This window comes from Campylobacter sp. CCUG 57310 (genome assembly GCF_013201975.1).
Taxonomy (GTDB): Bacteria; Campylobacterota; Campylobacteria; order Campylobacterales; family Campylobacteraceae; genus Campylobacter_A; species Campylobacter_A canis.
Genome location: NZ_CP053845.1, coordinates 1,163,838 through 1,182,097 on the forward strand (window position 1 = coordinate 1,163,838; position 18,260 = coordinate 1,182,097).

General features: G+C 39.3%; 13 protein-coding genes, 2 tRNA genes and 2 rRNA genes. 4 read left to right on the plus strand and 13 right to left on the minus strand.

Annotation, left to right across the window (positions count from 1 at the left end):
• Positions 1–7: 7 nt before the first annotated feature.
• From CORI_RS05755 to CORI_RS05795, 9 genes are all read right to left on the minus strand, one after another.
• Positions 8–3,157 (minus strand): 23S ribosomal RNA (locus tag CORI_RS05755).
• A 524-nt stretch (positions 3,158–3,681) separates the two neighbouring features.
• A tRNA-Ile gene (locus CORI_RS05760) sits at positions 3,682–3,758 on the minus strand.
• 9 nt (positions 3,759–3,767) lie between these two features.
• Positions 3,768–3,843: transfer RNA gene (locus CORI_RS05765), tRNA-Ala, on the minus strand.
• A 121-nt stretch (positions 3,844–3,964) separates the two neighbouring features.
• Positions 3,965–5,479: ribosomal RNA gene (locus CORI_RS05770) — 16S ribosomal RNA — on the minus strand.
• The 16S and 23S rRNA genes sit together here with 2 tRNA genes alongside, the layout of an rRNA operon.
• A gap of 291 nt (positions 5,480–5,770) precedes the next feature.
• The gene (locus CORI_RS05775) at positions 5,771–7,102 is read right to left on the minus strand and encodes a DUF945 family protein (protein ID WP_173031179.1); all 1,332 of its coding nucleotides are present in this window, start codon (positions 7,100–7,102) and stop codon (positions 5,771–5,773) included.
• On the minus strand, positions 7,099–7,668 hold the full coding sequence (locus CORI_RS05780) for a DedA family protein (RefSeq protein WP_173031180.1): 570 nt from the start codon (positions 7,666–7,668) through the stop codon (positions 7,099–7,101). The genes CORI_RS05775 and CORI_RS05780 overlap by 4 nt, the downstream gene beginning before the upstream one ends.
• A gap of 9 nt (positions 7,669–7,677) precedes the next feature.
• Positions 7,678–8,268 carry a lipid-binding SYLF domain-containing protein gene (locus CORI_RS05785; RefSeq protein ID WP_173031181.1) on the minus strand — a complete coding sequence of 197 codons (591 nt, stop codon included), beginning with the start codon at positions 8,266–8,268 and terminating at the stop codon, positions 7,678–7,680.
• Between the two features lie 8 nt (positions 8,269–8,276).
• Positions 8,277–9,830 carry a ribonuclease Y gene (gene rny, locus CORI_RS05790; RefSeq protein WP_173031182.1) on the minus strand — a complete coding sequence of 518 codons (1,554 nt, stop codon included), beginning with the start codon at positions 9,828–9,830 and terminating at the stop codon, positions 8,277–8,279.
• A complete protein-coding gene (locus CORI_RS05795) occupies positions 9,751–10,380 on the minus strand; it encodes a 5-formyltetrahydrofolate cyclo-ligase (RefSeq protein ID WP_173031183.1) in 630 nt (209 codons plus the stop codon). The genes rny and CORI_RS05795 overlap by 80 nt, the downstream gene beginning before the upstream one ends.
• A gap of 71 nt (positions 10,381–10,451) precedes the next feature.
• Between CORI_RS05795 and CORI_RS05800 the strand changes: the two genes are divergently transcribed.
• From CORI_RS05800 to CORI_RS05810, 3 genes are all read left to right on the plus strand, one after another.
• A complete protein-coding gene (locus CORI_RS05800) occupies positions 10,452–11,120 on the plus strand; it encodes a TlpA disulfide reductase family protein (protein ID WP_173031184.1) in 669 nt (222 codons plus the stop codon).
• Positions 11,120–11,989: a signal recognition particle-docking protein FtsY gene (gene ftsY, locus CORI_RS05805; protein ID WP_173031185.1), complete on the plus strand. Its 870-nt coding sequence runs from the start codon at positions 11,120–11,122 to the stop codon at positions 11,987–11,989. Before CORI_RS05800 ends, ftsY begins: the two co-directional genes overlap by 1 nt.
• Before the next feature lie 342 nt (positions 11,990–12,331).
• Positions 12,332–12,493: a hypothetical protein gene (locus tag CORI_RS05810; protein ID WP_173031186.1), complete on the plus strand. Its 162-nt coding sequence runs from the start codon at positions 12,332–12,334 to the stop codon at positions 12,491–12,493.
• Here the strand turns inward: CORI_RS05810 and CORI_RS05815 are convergent.
• Both CORI_RS05815 and brnQ read right to left on the minus strand, forming a co-directional pair.
• Positions 12,483–13,361: a hypothetical protein gene (locus tag CORI_RS05815; RefSeq protein ID WP_173031187.1), complete on the minus strand. Its 879-nt coding sequence runs from the start codon at positions 13,359–13,361 to the stop codon at positions 12,483–12,485. The two genes, CORI_RS05810 and CORI_RS05815, sit on opposite strands and share 11 nt — an antisense overlap.
• A gap of 47 nt (positions 13,362–13,408) precedes the next feature.
• On the minus strand, positions 13,409–14,740 hold the full coding sequence (gene brnQ, locus CORI_RS05820; protein ID WP_173031188.1) for a branched-chain amino acid transport system II carrier protein: 1,332 nt from the start codon (positions 14,738–14,740) through the stop codon (positions 13,409–13,411).
• Between the two features lie 231 nt (positions 14,741–14,971).
• Here brnQ and radA point away from each other — a divergent pair, with 231 nt between their 5' ends.
• The gene (gene radA, locus CORI_RS05825; protein WP_173031189.1) at positions 14,972–16,312 is read left to right on the plus strand and encodes a DNA repair protein RadA; all 1,341 of its coding nucleotides are present in this window, start codon (positions 14,972–14,974) and stop codon (positions 16,310–16,312) included.
• 3 nt (positions 16,313–16,315) lie between these two features.
• On the opposite strand, the gene CORI_RS05830 is transcribed toward radA, so the two are convergent.
• Both CORI_RS05830 and ybaK read right to left on the minus strand, forming a co-directional pair.
• Entirely contained in the window at positions 16,316–17,686 is a 1,371-nt protein-coding gene (locus tag CORI_RS05830) for a phosphomannomutase/phosphoglucomutase (protein WP_173031190.1), read from the minus strand.
• 70 nt (positions 17,687–17,756) lie between these two features.
• Positions 17,757–18,230, minus strand: a complete 474-nt coding sequence (gene ybaK / locus CORI_RS05835) for a Cys-tRNA(Pro) deacylase (RefSeq protein ID WP_173031191.1) — start codon at positions 18,228–18,230, stop codon at positions 17,757–17,759.
• Positions 18,231–18,260: the final 30 nt, after the last annotated feature.

Here is an 18,260-nt window from a genome sequence, read left to right on the forward strand (position 1 = left end):
CTTATTAAAAGATAAGCAGACGACCTATTAGTACTGGTCAGCTAAAGGACTTTCATCCATTACACACCCAGCCTATCAAACATATAGTCTTTATGAGGTCTTAAAAGAAGATTCATCTTGGAGTTGGCTTCGAGCTTAGATGCTTTCAGCTCTTATCACATCCCAACTTAGCTACCGAGCGGTGCCCTTGGCAGGACAACTCGTACACCAGTGGTTGGTTCAACCCGGTCCTCTCGTACTAGGGTCAACTCTCCTCAATCTTCTTACGCCCACGGCAGATAGGGACCGAACTGTCTCACGACGTTCTGAACCCAGCTCGCGTACCGCTTTAAATGGCGAACAGCCATACCCTTGGGACCTGCTCCAGCCCCAGGATGCGATGAGCCGACATCGAGGTGCCAAACCTCCCCGTCGATGTGAGCTCTTGGGGGAGATCAGCCTGTTATCCCCGGGGTACCTTTTATCCTTTGAGCGATGGCCCTTCCACACAGAACCACCGGATCACTAAGACCGACTTTCGTCTCTGCTTGACATGTACGTCTCGCAGTTAAGCTGGCTTATACCTTTATACTCTACGAACGATTTCCAACCGTTCTGAGCCAACCTTTGTAAGCCTCCGTTACATTTTGGGAGGCGACCGCCCCAGTCAAACTACCCACCAGACATTGTCCTGCATGAGGATAACTCATGCCAGTTAGCTATCAGAATAAAAAAGAGTGGTATCTCAACAACGGCTCACTATAAACTGGCGTTTATAGATCAAAGCCTCCCACCTATCCTGCACATCTTTATCCCAATAGCAGTGTCAAGCTGTAGTAAAGGTCCACGGGGTCTTTCCGTCTTGCCGCGGGTAGGAGGAATTTTCACCTCCACTACAATTTCACTGGATCCCTCTTCGAGACAGCTCCCATCTCGTTACGCCATTCATGCAGGTCGGTATTTAACCGACAAGGAATTTCGCTACCTTAGGACCGTTATAGTTACGGCCGCCGTTTACTCGGGCTTCGATCAAACGCTTCGCAGAGCTAACGTCATCAATTAACCTTCGAGCACCGGGCAGGCGTCACACCCTATACATCCTCTTACGAGTTAGCAGAGTGCTGTGTTTTTGGTAAACAGTCGGGAGGGACTCTTTGTTGTAACCTTCTTTGCTTACGGAGTAAATCCTTAACAAAGCTAGGCACACCTTATACCGAAGATACGGTGCTATTTTGCAGAGTTCCTTGAAGAGAGTTCTTCCACGCGCCTTAGAATACTCATCCCACCCACCTGTGTCGGTTTACGGTACGGGCAACTATTACTAAACTTAGAAACTTTTCTTGGCTCGACAGTATCAAGGATTCAAACGCTGTTCCGAAGAACTTTGTCTGCCTGTGGGGTCTCGGATAAAGAGTTACGGATTTGCCTGTAACTCAACCTACACCTTTCGACCAGCACTTCCATCCGCTGGCTCCTTTAACTCTAAGCGTCCTTCCATCGCACATAATAGTTGGCATTGGAATATTAACCAATTTTCCATCGCATACCCCTTTCGGACTTTGCTTAGGACCCGGCTAACCCTACGATGACGAGCATCGCGTAGGAAACCTTGGGTTTACGGCGTTAATGATTCTCACATTAATTATCGCTACTCATGCCTGCATGCTCACTTCTATCCGCTCCAGCGCTCCTTACCGGTACACCTTCAACGCTGAATAGAACGCTCTCCTACCACTTGCACTTAATTATTCATACTATCAAATTTATACTCTAAATTCTAGTGCTTAACCTGAAATTTAAAAGAACGGATTAAGCAAAGTATTTTCAATGAAACATTTTTGCTTACGCAAAAAGCGCTTCACTTGTTTTGAGATGGATTTAAATGTTGCGATGACATTTTCGATTGAGACTAGCCATATAGGCTGTCGATTAAGAAAATTTCAAGCTCATTTAAATACGCTCAAAAGACGAGCTAGTATAAATGATTAAGTGCAAGTCTAAAGCTTCGGTACTCATTTTAGCCCCGTTATATTTTCCGCGCAGAATCACTAGACCAGTGAGCTATTACGCTTTCTTTAAAGGATGGCTGCTTCTAAGCCAACCTCCTGGTTGTTTCAGTAACTCCACATCGTTTTCCACTTAAATGAGATTTAGGGACCTTAGCTGTTAGTCTGGGTTGTTCCCCTCTCGACGACGGATTTTATCACTCGCCGCCTGACTGCCATGATTACACACTAGGTATTCGGAGTTTGATAGGGTTTGGTACATTGGTGTATGCCCTAGCCCATTCAGTGCTCTACCCCCTAGTGTTACTACATGACGCTATACCTAAATATATTTCGGAGAGAACCAGCTATCACGATGTTTGATTGGCCTTTCACCCCTATCCACAAGTCATCCCATAGCTTTTCAACGCTAGCGGGTTCGGTCCTCCACCGGCTCTTACACCGGTTTCAACCTGCTCATGGATAGATCACATCGTTTCGGGTCTGCAACATCTGACTAAACGCCCTATTAAGACTCGCTTTCGCTACGGCTCCGGGTTTCCTTAACCTCGCCAGACATCACAACTCGCAGGCTCATTATGCAAAAGGCAGTCCATCACCCTGATAAATCATAGGGCTCTGAATGATTGTAAGCAAATGGTTTCAGGTTCTATTTCACTCTGATCACCTCAGTTCTTTTCACCTTTCCCTCACGGTACTTGTGCGCTATCGGTCTAGTAGTAGTATTTAGGGTTGGATAGTGGTCTACCCGGCTTCAGACAGAATATCACGTGTTCCGCCCTACTCAGGATACTGCTAAGTAAAACATCGCTTTCATATACGGGAGTATCACCCTCTATGCTTAAGCTTTCCAGCTTATTCTATTAGCTTTGTTTAGTCTATATTGCAGTCCTACAACCCCGTTAGTAAACTAACGGTTTGCCCTCTTACGCGTTCGCTCGCCGCTACTAGCGTAATCTCGTTTGATTTCTTTTCCTGAGGGTACTAAGATGTTTCAATTCCCCTCGTTCGCTCCATTACGGTAACTGACATCGCTATCAGTTGGGTTGCCCCATTCGGAAATACCCGGATCAAAGCCCCTTGACGGCTCCCCGAGTCTTATCGCAGCCTGGCACGTCCTTCATCGCCTCTACTAGCCAAGGCATCCACCATTTGCTCTTTGCAGCTTACCTTTTATTAGTATATTTCATATTCTAATTCGCATCACTTCCTTGTTAAAGGTAATATAAATAACAAAAATTTAAAATCATATATGAATATATGAAGCAAATTTAAGTTTATTACTAAATTTAAACTCTCATCCCCAAGACGGAAAGCATTAACTGATATATAGATAAGTTTTAACTCTAGATATCTTGTGACGTTAAACTTCTGAATACTGATTATATTCAAGAGATAAGATATTTAAATCTTTAACAAGTCCTGTAAAATTGTTTTATTTAAAACTTGCTTGTGACTCTTAACAATGATAAATAAAAGAACGTTTTAGACTTCTCGCAAGAGCAAAGCTCTTGCTCCGAGCAGGAGTTTCACTCCCTGCACCCACCTAAAGCACACCAACGCTTTAAGCGTTGCCGTATTTATTAGTAGATAGGCTATAATTCAAAGTCTAAAGCAAATATTCATTTTAGAATACTTGATTTAAACTTTGATGTTTAAAATCTTTTGTAGTTAAACTAATTTATTTACTAATTAATGGTGGGCCTAACAAGACTTGAACTTGTGACCTCACCCTTATCAGGGGTGCACTCTAACCAGCTGAGCTATAGGCCCTAATGTATTTGGTGGAGAATAGCGGGATCGAACCGCTGACCTCCTGCGTGCAAAGCAGGCGCTCTCCCAGCTGAGCTAATTCCCCAATTAGCTTCAATATCAATCTTTCAAAACTAAACAAGGATGATTGAGTAGATTAGTTTAAAAGGCTAATCTAAATTTTCCTTTGATGAATATCTTGTGAGAGAATATTCATTGTACTCTAGAAAGGAGGTGATCCAACCGCAGGTTCTCCTACGGTTACCTTGTTACGACTTCACCCCAGTCGCTGATTCCACTGTGGACCATAACCGGTTTGGTATTTGGGCTTCGAGTGAAATCAACTCCCATGGTGTGACGGGCGGTGAGTACAAGACCCGGGAACGTATTCACCGTAGCATGGCTGATCTACGATTACTAGCGATTCCGGCTTCATGGAGTCGAGTTGCAGACTCCAATCCGAACTGGGACATATTTTATAGATTTGCTCCATCTCGCGATATTGCGTCTCATTGTATATGCCATTGTAGCACGTGTGTCGCCCCGGACATAAGGGCCATGATGACTTGACGTCGTCCACACCTTCCTCCTCCTTACGAAGGCAGTCTATTTAGAGTGCTCGGCCTAACCGTTAGCAACTAAATACGTGGGTTGCGCTCGTTGCGGGACTTAACCCAACATCTCACGACACGAGCTGACGACAGCCGTGCAGCACCTGTCTTAACATTTCTGCAAGCAGACACTCTTCTATCTCTAGATGATTTGTTAGATATCAAGTCCGGGTAAGGTTCTTCGCGTATCTTCGAATTAAACCACATGCTCCACCGCTTGTGCGGGTCCCCGTCTATTCCTTTGAGTTTTAATCTTGCGACCGTACTCCCCAGGCGGTATACTTAATCCGTTAGGTGCATTACTGCCAAGACTAGCTTGGCAACAACTAGTATACATCGTTTAGGGCGTGGACTACCAGGGTATCTAATCCTGTTTGCTCCCCACGCTTTCACGCATTAGCGTCAGTTAAGTTCCAGCAGATCGCCTTCGCAATGGGTATTCTTCTTGATCTCTACGGATTTTACCCCTACACCAAGAATTCCATCTGCCTCTCCCTTACTCTAGATTATCAGTTTCCCAAGCAGTTTAACGGTTAAGCCGTTAGATTTCACTCAAGACTTGATAATCCGCCTACGCGTCCTTTACGCCCAGTGATTCCGAGTAACGCTTGCACCCTCCGTATTACCGCGGCTGCTGGCACGGAGTTAGCCGGTGCTTATTCCTTGGGTACCGTCATAATTCTTTCCCAAGAAAAGGAGTTTACGCTCCGAAAAGTGTCATCCTCCACGCGGCGTTGCTGCTTCAGGGTTTCCCCCATTGAGCAATATTCCCTACTGCTGCCTCCCGTAGGAGTCTGGACCGTGTCTCAGTTCCAGTGTGACTGATCATCCTCTCAGACCAGTTACGCGTCATAGCCTTGGTGAGCCATTACCTCACCAACTAGCTGATACGATATAGCCTCATCCTACACCGAAAAACTTTCCCGACTTAACTTATGTAAAGAAGGAGTATAGAGTATTAGCAGTCGTTTCCAACTGTTGTCCTCTAGTGTAGGGCAGATTAGCTATACATTACTCACCCGTGCGCCACTAAGATTAAAATAAGCAAGCTTACTTTAATCTCCGTTCGACTTGCATGTATTAGGCACGCCGCCAGCGTTCACTCTGAGCCAGGATCAAACTCTCCATATAATTTATATGAAGTTTTTAATCAAAAAACTTTTAATTTTTATTTATATTAATTAGTTTTATTTACTAACTACTTTCCGAAGAAAGCCTGAAAGTAAATTGGCTCAATCGATCACTTGTTTAGATTTCAAAGATTGACTAATTAGTTTAACAGTGTTAAGTTAGAGAACATGACGATTAAATTTTAGTTTAATTGTTGTTATCCGTTTTTGTGAAGCGAAAATTGAAGTATATAGAAATCACGCTTAAACTAAGATAAAAAACTAGTCTAAGCGCGTAAATTTATAAAATTTATTAAAACATCGTAGCTAAAAAAGTTTTAAGAGAAATTTTATTGTTAAAAATAATATCCTGAGTGCGTTTATTGTAGTTAAATTTAGATTCGTAGCTATTGCCGTTTTGCACAAAAACTCCGCTATCAAGCAAGCTTTGATCAATCATAACTTTTTGATCCTGTAAATTTTTAAACAAAAATTCCCCTGGCGTAGTGTCTATCTTGATATATCCGCTTAAATTCAAAATTCTCATAATGCTATACATCATAGAAAAATCTTGCCCATTTGAAGGATCTAATGAAATTTCCAAATTCGACTCATAGGTTTTATTGTCACTATTCTTAAAATTTAGCTTTTCAAACACGAGCTTAGGTCCTCTTTGAAGTATCGCTTGAAACATATTTTGAAGCTCTTGAAAATATAGTTCGTCATCTTTAGCTTTGGAATTTAAAATACCTTCTATGGATTTTTTATCGATATTCTCAACTCTTGTATCCATAACAAAATCAACAAGCTCTATATCATCATACTTGATTTTAGAAATTTTAGTGCTATCAACCTGAGTTATAGTTTGGCTGTCTGTTATCAGTTTAGTATCGCTAGATATATCGCTTATATCTAGAGAATTTTGCATAAAATTTAAGCCTATTTTTTTGATATTGGTCTTGGCAACATCATTGGCGAAAGTATAGTTTGCAAGACTTGAGATATCAAGAGGTTTTTCGTATTTAACATCATAATGAATACCCTCAAAGGTAATATTCATAGAATCGTCATTAACTTTTATAAAGTCATTTGAAATTTTGCTCTGCAAAATTTTATAAGCATCATCAAACTTAAAATCCATAAAGGTATCAGCCATATTAAATTTAACTCCATCGGCTTCTTTATCTATCTTAACAAGCTCGAAACGGGCGTTTTTATCTCCGCCTATCTTTTCAATCACCTTAAATTTAAGAGGCTTGGTGGTGTCAAAAATTTTATTTGACACATCTTTTAAATTTTCGCTTGCTAACTCTACATCACCGATAGTTTCAATTCCATTTATCAAATTTGAAACTCCATGACTTATAGAAGAGGTGATTTTGAGTTTTAAATCCTCCTTAAGACCTTCTTCTTTATTAAGAGCAAAAAGATTGTTTATGCTATCTTTTTTGATAACAACATCAAAATTTCCGTTAGAGGCAAAAAATCCTCCGCTAAATTTCTCATTTTCTACTGCAACGGCTTCTACGTTCTTTATATTATTAAGAACGCTATAAAATTTCTCCTCCACTTTCATAGAGTAAAATTTAAGCCCTCCAAATACCAAAGCAGCCAAAACCGCTACAAATATTAAAATTTTCTTCAATTTTTTTCCTTTTTTTTAGTTACTTGTTGTAGATAAAACCAAATAGAACCCAAAAGCACAAACATAATAATAGGCATAATCCAGCCGTGCGAGCCGAAATAAGAGCCTATATTCATAAAAATTTCACCCATATAAAAGCTTCCCACACCAAGCGCAATAGCCCAAACGATAGAGGCAAGCAAATTTAAAACACCAAATTTGACCACAGGATATTTCGTAAGACCGATAGCGATAGGCACCAATGTCTTTATGCCATAAACAAATTTTTGCATAAAGATCACTTTATCCCCGTGTCTTTTCATCAAAATATGCGAGTATGCAAGCTTGCGTTTATGATTTGCAAGATAGGGCATGACGGCTTGTTTGTTGTAGCGACCTACATAAAAAAGCATCATATCGCCTATGGTGTTTGCCGCTGTCGCCACCACGATACTTACGCTTAAATCCATTTTCCCGGCATAACTCAAAACCCCTGCTGCAATGATGGCAACCATACCGCCACCAAGAGAGTACAAAAACAAAACTATATATCCATAAGTGGATAGCGATGTGAGCATATCTTGCAAAGGCTATCCTTAAAATTTAGAAAAAGCGTTCATCAAAGATGAAAAGCCGTATGAGTCCATCTTAGGAGAGCTTTCGTTGCTTTTTGATATTACTGCCCCGCCAAAGCTTGCTCCTGCGAAAAATCCATCATTGCTTGCATAGGCATATATGCTGCTTGAAAAGCTAAAATCGCTCATCTTAGCGTAGTTATCACCTATATCTCCAAATGCAAACGAAGCTCCAGCCTCTATGGTTATCTTTCCTTGCTTGATATCTTCTATAAGGCTATCTTTCATTATAAATAGCACTAAAGAGCTGTTTTCATAACCTATCTGAAGCCCTATGCTTCCGCCGCTTATCTCTACTGGCACAAGCTCGCTTGGCGAGTAAGGATTGCCCAGTACCATTATACCCTTGCCGTGCATACCGCCAAGAACCAGACCTATTTTTTTCACACTAGGAAATATAACTACTGCCCTTGCGTTTTGCATAAGCGCCTTTGTCGGAGCGGAGCTGTTTTTTCTCATTGTTAAAGTAAATGAATTTGAGGCATCAAGCACAAGCTCATCGTTTGCAAAGAGCAAAATCGCACTAAAAATTATCAGTAAAATTTTCTTCATCAAATACCTTATTTCGCGTAATCAACCGCGCGAATTTCTCTAATGACATTTACTTTTATCTCGCCCGGATACTGAACCTTATCCTCGATCTCTTGCGCTATCTCCTTAGCTACAAGCACCGCTTCATCGTCGTTTATAAGTTTTGCATTTGCTATAACGCGAATTTCGCGTCCTGCGTTGATAGCGTAAGCTTGCTTGATGCCCTCTTTGCTTTTTGCGATATTTTCTATCTCTTCAACGCGTTTTAAGAAGCTTTCAAGAACCTCTCTTCTAGCACCCGGACGCGCCGCACTTAAGCAGTCGGCCGCACAAACGGCGGCACTCTCTACGCTTGTTGCTTCTTCGTGACCGTGGTGAGCGTATATAGCATTTATAACGACAGGGTGTTCTTTATAACGTTTACAAATTTCAGCGCCCAAATCAACGTGGCTTCCCTCGTATTCGTGAGTTAAAGCCTTGCCTATATCATGAAGAATTCCCGCTCTTTTTGCAAGCTTCTCATCTCCGCCCGTTTCTGCAGCTATGATACCTGCAAGATGGGCTACTTCAAGACTATGTGCAAGTGCGTTTTGTCCGTAGCTAGCTCTAAATTTGAGCTTGCCTATTAACTTTACGATCTCAGGATGCATCTTGCTAAGACCAAGGTCTATTACTATATTTTCGCCCTCTTCCATTATGCTGGCTTCAAATTCTTCGCATACTTTTTTATGTATATCTTCAATTCTTGCAGGCTGAATTCGTCCGTCTTCCACCAAAATCTCGATGACTCTCGTAGCGATTGCACGTCTGTAAAGATTAAAGCTGCTTAATATAATCGCGTTAGGAGTATCGTCAATTATGATATCAACGCCTAAAACCATCTCAAGAGTCTTGATATTTCGCCCCTCTTTTCCGATGATTCTGCCTTTTAGCTCATCGTTTTTGATATTTACGACGTTAATTAGCCTCTCAGCCGCAAATTCGCCCGCAAAGCGCGAAGTAGCCTGAGCAAGGATGTAATTTACCCTCTTTTTAGCTTCCCTTTTAGCCTCTTCTTCATGTTTTCTTACGATATGAGCTATATCTGCGCGACTCTTTTCTTCAACCTTCTTAAGCACGACTTCACGAGCCTCTTCTTCGGTTAAACCTGCCGCATGCTCAAGCACCTTAAGCGCTTCTTGCAGTTTAGCCTGGTAACTAACCTTTAAATTTACGCCCTCTTCGTATAAATTTTTAGCTTCGGTTTTTGATCTTTCAAGCTCGTCTTTGCTCTCTTTTAAAATTTCTTGTTCGTTTAAAAGAGCTTGCTCTCTCTTGCCAAGCTCGTCAAATTTCTGCCCGTACTCTTTTTGTAGCTTAATTGTCTTATCGTCATATTTTTTCTTGGCTTCAAATTCAGCCTCTTGAACTGAAATTTTAGAATTTTTAAGCGTTAATTCCGCCTCATACTCGATTGCCTTTGCTTTTGCTTTTGCCTGTTCTAAAAATATATTATAGTTTGCGTCATTTATCTTTTTGGCGACAAGATATCCTGCGCCAACGCCCACCGCACCTGCTCCTAATCCTACTAAAACTTCTATCATAAGTTCCTCTTTTTATATAATTTTTGGTAGGGGTAATGTAAAAATCACCTTGAATATCGTGATTTTGAGTGATGATTTTATCGATAAAATTCTCTTTAATCTGAACAAATATCACAATAGGTCGGTAAGGTAAATCACTAAAAAATCTATCATAAAAACCTTTTCCGTGCCCTATCCTAGCCATATTTCCGTCAACCCCAAGGACGGGAACGATAGCTACGTCTATCCGCTTGTTTAAAAATTTAGGTGAGATAGGCTCTTTAATCCCAAATTTTGAACGCTTTAGCGGAAGTTTTGATTTTACCATTTTTAAACTAATATCAAACATAAACGGAATAAAAATTTCATATTTTTTACATAATTTTCTCTTTAAAATTTGCAAATTCGGCTCGGACGGCAGAGGAATAAATATCAAAATTCGCTTAGGTCTTAACTCGTCAAGCAAATTTAAAAGCGGCTCAAACATCTTATAATGCGATGATTTAGCCTTGAATTTAAGCTCTCTTTTTAGTCTTATTCTGCTATCTTTTCTAAAATTTTCTTTTTGCAAAATTTAACACTCATTTTATGAAAGTAATGTATAATTCACGCTGAACTTCAAATTTAACAACAGGAAACTATATGAAATTCAGACTACTGATTATAACATTTTTAATATTTTTTGTAAGCGGTTGCAGCGATACGGATAAAAAATCAAGCAATGATACTCCAAGTGTGCAATCAGCCAAAACAAGCGAATTAAAAGAGATAAAACAAAGCGATAACCAAACAAATCAAGAGATCAAACAAGCGGAAATCAAAGAGGAGCAAAAGCAAGAAGTTAAGAAAGAGACGGCTAAAAAAGATGACGCAAGTTCAAACGATCCATTTGAGCTTACGTTCTTAAACGAAGAGAAGATAAAACTTCAAAAATTTGATCGCGGAGTCAAGGTTGAAGGAAACGATCAGGCGATACTTTTTAACTTTTTTGCCACTTGGTGCCCGCCTTGTAAAGCAGAGATACCGCACTTAAACAACCTGCAAGATAAATTTAAAGGCAAGCTTAAAATCATAAGCGTTTTGATGGAAGATAAGGCAAAAGACGAGATTGAAGCGTTTGCTAAGCATTATAAAGTAAAATTTGATATAACTTACGGCGCGAACAACCTCCACTTTGCAAAGTCTTTAGGCGGAGTTGTCGGTATACCGTACATGGTGCTTTATAAGCCGGACGGGACATACGCAACTCACTACGTAGGGCTAGTTCCTGAAGAGATGCTAGAAAGCGATATAAGCAAGGTGATTAACTGATGTTTGGATTTTTCAAAAAGGGGCTTGATAAAACACTTGAGGCGATTCGCTCCTCAAGACCGGCGGATAAAAAAATTTCAAAAGAAATTTTAGAAGAGATGCTTTTAGAAGCTGACGTAAGCTACGAGATAGTCGAAGAGATCATCTATTATCTTCCGCCTCAAGACGAAGTTAAAAAAGATGATCTAAAGAGAATTTTAAAGACTTATTTCATATACGAAAATGTCGCAGAGATAAAGCTGGATAAGCCCTTTGTAGAGCTTATTTTAGGCGTAAATGGTGCGGGCAAAACTACAACCATCGCAAAACTTGCAAATTTATACAAAACTTCTAATAAAAGCGTTATTTTAGGAGCTTGCGATACATTTAGAGCGGGAGCCATCGAGCAGCTAAAACAGTGGGCAAAACGCATAGAAGTTCCTATCATAGCTACAAATCAGGGACATGATCCTTCAGCGGTCGCTTTTGATACTATCTCTTCAGCACTTGCAAAAAACATAGATAACGTGCTTTTAGATACCGCCGGCAGACTTCAAAATCAGACAAATTTGGCAAATGAGCTTAGCAAGATAGTTCGAATAAGTGCTAGAGCTTATGAAAACGCGCCTCACCGTAAAATTTTAGTGCTTGACGGCACTCAAGGCAACGCCGGAGTTGCTCAAGCTAAGGCTTTTAACGACATGGTTAAGCTTGACGGCGTTATCATCACAAAACTTGACGGCACACCCAAAGGTGGGGCGCTGTTTGGAGTAGCAAGAGAGCTTGAGCTACCTATACTATACATCGGAGTTGGCGAAAGTATGAACGATCTGGTTAAATTTGAGCCTAACGAATTTGTGGATACCTTAGTAGACGGGATGTATAGCTGAAATTTTAGCTATCAAATTTTGTGCAAAAAAATAAATTGAGGCTAATTTTATTTACATGCCAAAATTAATCCTTTTCTCCTATTAACTTTGATAAAGAAAAACTATCAAAACCCACTCATTTCAATGCTTTTATTGCTTTGTTTTTTGTAGTTTAGTAAAAAGTTATGTCAAAGTTCAAACAAAGTCTTCTCCAGCTCTAATTTTAACTCTTACTTTATATATAAATTGTTATCATTAAAGAGCTGTGCTCTAACAAGAGTTTTTGCCTCTACTATTGAATGACTGAGAGATAACAAATTTATAGAGTGTAGAAGATGGCGATCTCATAGTAGAGTAAAGCTGATGACGCTAAAAGGGCTAAAACCAAAGAGCTTACAAAGCGGTAAAAGCTTTGGTGAGAGCCTGAGAGAATACGCTAAAAAAGGAATTGACGCAGGTATAATCACAAAGGCAAACGAGATACTAAGCTCATCGTTTGCCTTTGTGTCTAAGCTTATGAGTTAGGATTTTTAAATTCTATAGTTTTTTGCTCGCCAGAGTTAGGAGGGTATACTCCTAAAATCTTATCTAAAAAATAGTCCGTGCCGATGACTTTTAAATTTCTATCTACGTATGTATGTGTTATTAAAGTTCCAGCTATCTTGTCGCCACATCCAAATACAACTTCATGATTTTTTAGTTTATTGATCCAATTATTGTCAATTATTTTAACATCTATGTTTTTGCCATGTATGATAGTCCATTTGCTATCCCCAGCCAAATCAGGCTTTTTAATAAAAAAGCTTCCTTGATACTCGCTCTTTTCCTCCACAACACCCTCTACGTCTAGCGGGTCAAAAGTATAATCACCGACAAGAGCTAAATTTTCATCTTGAACCATTATTATAGGAGGCATTTTAAATCCTTTTGAATTTTTTGATATACCTGAAAGTGATTTAAGTATAGACGCCTTATCTATACTATACCCATAGCCTTTTAATCCAGCTTCGTCTATTACTTCAGCGATAATTTCATCTGTGGCTTTTGGTAGCTCTTTTGGCTCTTCTTGCAATTTTTTAAGAAGCAAGTGTTTTGCTTTTATAACAACATGAGCTACCATATCCTTTGCTGTTTCTTTGGGCTTTTTGATGAAATTTGCTATAGCTTCATCTGGTATTTTTTTAATATTATCATGCAAAAAAGTTTTTAGCGATCCGCTAGATACACCATCAAGTATAACCTCTGTATCCATTTCTGTATTTAAACAAGAGCAAATAGCGTTATTTAAATCGTTTATGCTATTAAGCAAAGCAGAAACATCCTTAAAAAATTCTACACTATTTTGTTGTTCTTCTATCTCAATATGTAGGCAGTATGTATTATCTTTTTGCATCATATCTCCTATATAAGTTAAAATTTAGCCGACAAATCGGCTAAATTTTAAAAGCTTCCCTCTCTTTTTTCAAACATCAGATAAGCAATGTAACTTATAGCAAACATCATAAGGCTAGGTACTATCCATCCAAGCATTGCGTCATAAAAAGGCATAGTCTTTACAAACGGAGTTAAAAGCGGTATAGATACGCCTATAATATCGAGTCCGTTTACTAGCCCAACGACAACGCAAGTATAGACGCAAGAGCGATATACAAGCTTGCTTGAGTCGATAATAGGATTAATAAGCGAAAGAATTATCAAGATAATGGCTATAGGGTATATCGCAACAAGAACGGGGATGCTGCCTTTTATAATGGTAGTAAGACCGAAATTTGCCACGCCAAAGCCTATCAGACACCACAAAACAACCCAAATTTTATATTTTACTTTGCCGTTTGTAAGCTCCTCAAAATACTCGCTCGCAGAAGTTATAAGCCCAAGAGTGGTAGTTAGGCAGGCTAGGAAAAATGCAGAACCCAGTATAACGACACCTATCTTACCGAAGTAATAATCGCTGACTTTTGACAAAAGAGCCGCACCGTTTATTTCAGTAGTATCCTTAAATAACTCGGCTGAAGTTGCACCAAGATATCCAAGCATAAGATATATCACCATCAAAATAATTCCCGCCATCATTCCGGCCTTAATCGTAGAAACAACCATATGACGCTCATCGTGAACTCCGTTATCTTTGATAGCGTTAATTACGATGATACCAAAGGCAAGCGAAGCTAAAGCATCCATAGTCTGATAACCCTCCACAAATCCCTTTGATGCGGCGTGATTGGCATACTCTCCCACTGCCGTTCCGAATTCTCCGATAGGGTATAAAAACCCCGCCCCAAAAAGCAAAAGTATCAGTATCAAAAGCAAAGGCGTAAGGTATCTTCCAAGCAATTTAACAAGCCTTGAAGGATTTAAACATACGTAGTAATTGAGCGCAAAATAAGCCGCCGAATATACAAAGAGCCAAATTTGAAGATTACTAGCCTCTATAAACGGCTTAATCGCTATATCAAAAGGCATATTAGCCGCTCTTGGTATGGCAAAAAGAGGCCCTATCGTAAGATACAAAAGAACCGTAAAAACTATCGCAAAAACAGGATCTATGCGCCTAACTAAATTTTGCAAACCCTTAGCTCTTGCTATGCCTGCAACCCCAAGAACGGGTAAAAGAACCGCGGTAGCGCAAAAAAACATAATAGCTATATAAAAATTCTCTCCCGCATCCTTGCCTAAAGTCGGCGGGAAAATGAAATTGCCCGCACCAAAAAACATGGCAAAAAGCGTTAATGAGATAACCAAAAACTGATTTTTACTTAATCCGGGTTTCATAAAAACCTCCATTTCAAAAACTTTAATCGTTAATTTTATTTTCATTAAGTTTAAAATAAATTTATTTTAGTGCTATTTTATTAAAATTTATTAAAATTGTGTTTCGTTTTGAAATAGATAAATGAAATTTGTGTAAATTTTGATTAAACAAATTTAAGAATACAAAAATTTAAATTCACTATTTTCGTAAATTTTATAAAAGGTTAAGTATAATCGACAAAAAGGATAAAAATGGCTAAAGCAAAAACTATTTTTGAATGTCAAGCATGCGGAAATCAGCAAAGTAAATGGGTAGGCAAATGCCCTGAATGCGGCTCTTGGGATAGTTTTTTAGAGCTTAGCAAGACTCAGATTAAGGCACTGGATGAAATTTCAAAAACATCAAATTCTCTAGCTCTAGCAAAAGAGATAAAAGATATAAAAATAGAGCAAATTTCACGCATAAGCACTCAGGATAAGGAGCTTGATTTAGTGCTTGGAGGAGGTGTCGTGGAGGGTTCTTTGGTACTAATCGGAGGAAGTCCGGGCATAGGCAAATCAACGCTTCTTTTAAAAATAGCTTCAAATTTAGCCTCTCAAAATAAAAAGACTCTTTACGTAAGCGGCGAAGAGAGCGCAAGTCAGATAAAAATCAGAGCCGATAGGTTAAATGCCGTAAAAGACGGGCTTTTTCTGCTCACTGAAATTTTACTTGAAAACATTATGACCGAAATCAGAAAAAATGATTATAAGGTTCTTGTCATAGACTCGATACAAACACTATACTCCGAAAAGATCGCCTCGGCTCCAGGCTCCGTATCGCAAGTACGCGAGATAACTTTTGAGCTAATGCGCCTAGCCAAAAACGAAAACATCTGCGTTTTTATCATCGGCCACATAACCAAGGACGGCTCCATAGCAGGTCCTAGGATTCTAGAGCATATGGTTGATGTCGTGCTTTATTTTGAAGGCGACGCAAGCAGAGAGCTTAGGATACTAAGAGGGTTTAAAAACCGATTTGGCTCAACTAGCGAAGTCGGGATTTTTGAGATGAGTTCTCAAGGATTAATCAGCGCAAACGATATCTCAAGCAAATTTTTTACTCGAGGAAAAGCGGTTAGCGGCTCGGCGATAACTATCATAATGGAGGGCTCTCGCGCACTAAGCGTTGAAATTCAAGCCTTGGTATGCGAAAGCAGCTATCCTAAACGAAGTAGCACAGGCTATGAAAAAAATCGCCTCGATATGCTTTTAGCGCTACTTGAGCGAAAGCTGGAAATTCCGCTTGGTCATTACGATGTGTTTATAAACGTTTCAGGCGGAGTTAAGGTAAGTGAAACGGCAGCGGATTTGGCGGTAATAGCGGCTATCATAAGTAGCTTTAAAAATCGTCCGATCAGCAAAGAGAGCGTATTTATAGGCGAACTTAGTCTAAATGGCGAAATAAGGGAGGTTTTTAACCTAGATCAACGACTTAAAGAGGCAAAAACACAAAAATTTAAAAATGCCATCATCCCTTCAAAACCGCTTGATAATCAAGGTCTTAAATGCTTCACAACAAGCGATATCACACAGGTTTTAGAGTGGATGTAATCATTAAGTATTATTTTTTATATTTTCTGCTAAGTTTAAAAAAGCATTTTGAAGTTTTGCAAGCGTTTGCTCATCCTTAGCTTCAAATCTAGTAACTATAACCGGAGTAGTATTTGAAGCTCTTACAAGCGCCCAACCATCATCAAATCTAACGCGAACACCGTCTATATCGATGATCTCTTTTATCTCCGGAAGCTCTTGCAAGTTATCTTGAAGTCTGATTTTTAAATTTTCAATTATCTTAAATTTTTCACCCTCTGTCGTGTTAATCTTAATCTCGTCGGTGCTGTAAACCTTTGGAAGTTTATCAAGCTCCGCGTCTAAATTTATGCCCTTTTGTATAAGCTCAAGCACCCTAAACATGGCATACAAAGCATCATCAAATCCAAAATATCGCTCTTTAAAAAATATATGACCGCTAACTTCCGCCGCCATATCGATATTTAGCTCCTTCATAGCCTTTTTGATATTACTATGACCGGTTTTGCCCATGAAGCTTTTGCCGCCGTTTTTATCAATCTCATCATACATATTTTGCGAGCATTTTACCTCGCCCAAAACTCGTGGGTTTTTCATGGCAAGCGAGTATAAATAGGCTAGCTCATCGCCTTTTATGTTGCGATTTTTAGTAAGCACGGCTATACGATCGCCATCCCCGTCAAAGCCAAACCCTATCTCAAATTCACCCTTTAAAGCCTCTTTAATGTCTTTTAAATTTTTCTCTTCGCTAGGATCGGGGTGGTGATTTGGAAAATTTCCATCAGGGTTAGGGTATAAAATTTCAGCATCTAAATTTAAACTCTTACAAATTTCAGGAAGCACAGCTCCTACGGCTCCGTTTGCACAGTCCATTATGATTTTTAGATTCATATTTTTAAGGTGCGCAAACTGATCTATGATAAATTTCTTATATTCGCTTGCGATATCGAATTTAGCTACTCTAAAATCATCTTTTATCTGCGTTTTAGCCTCTATCGTAGAGACAACATCATCTTTTAGTCTCTGAAGATCGGTACCAAAATAGCTGTCCTTAAAAATAGTAATCTTAAATCCGTTATACTCTTTTGGATTATGAGAGCCGGTTATCATGATATTTGCGTCAAATTTGTCGTTAAACACACTAAAATAACCAACCGGAGTAGGAAGCAGTCCAATATCAAAAACTTCTATGTCAGCACCGTTTAATCCGCTAACAAGCCAACTAAAAATTTCATCCGCGCTAAGTCTGGCATCATATCCCACGCTTACGTTTTTAGCGCCTCTTTTTAGCATTTCGCGACCTAAATTCAGACCTATTGCTTTTACACTGGTTTCATTTAAATCTCTATCAAAAATACCGCGTATATCATACTCTCTAAAAATTTCTTCCAGCATCAATCACTTCTCTTTAAAATATAATAAATTTAAAAAATTAAAGCCGATTATATCATCTTTTTATTAATTATCATTTAGCTATTAAGGCTATTTTCATACCCACAGCCTCTATCAAGTCGCAAGGATTGAGTCGCAACTGCTTACCTCTAACGCCTGCGCTTATATAAATGAAATTTTGATTTAAAGCTCGTTCATCGATAAATGTATCAAAGGTCTTTTTCATACCGATCGGAGAGCAACCGCCCCTGATGTAGCCCGTTATTTTCTCAAGATCTTTTAAATTTAAAAGCTCGCAACGTTTATGCCCGCTAGCTCTTGCCAAAGCTTTTAGATCCAAGCTTAAATTACCCTGTATACAAGCTACTACAAAGCCTCTTGGCTCACACTCGCATACTATCGTTTTATAAACTTGAGTTATATCGGCTCCACATTTTAAAGCTACGCTAACGGCGCTTAGATCACTCTCATCGACTTCATACTCAAACAGCTCATACTCTACGCTCTTACCGTCCAAAATTCTTGCTGCATTAGTTTTATGTATCATATTTTCTCATTTTTTAAATTTTGTTATATA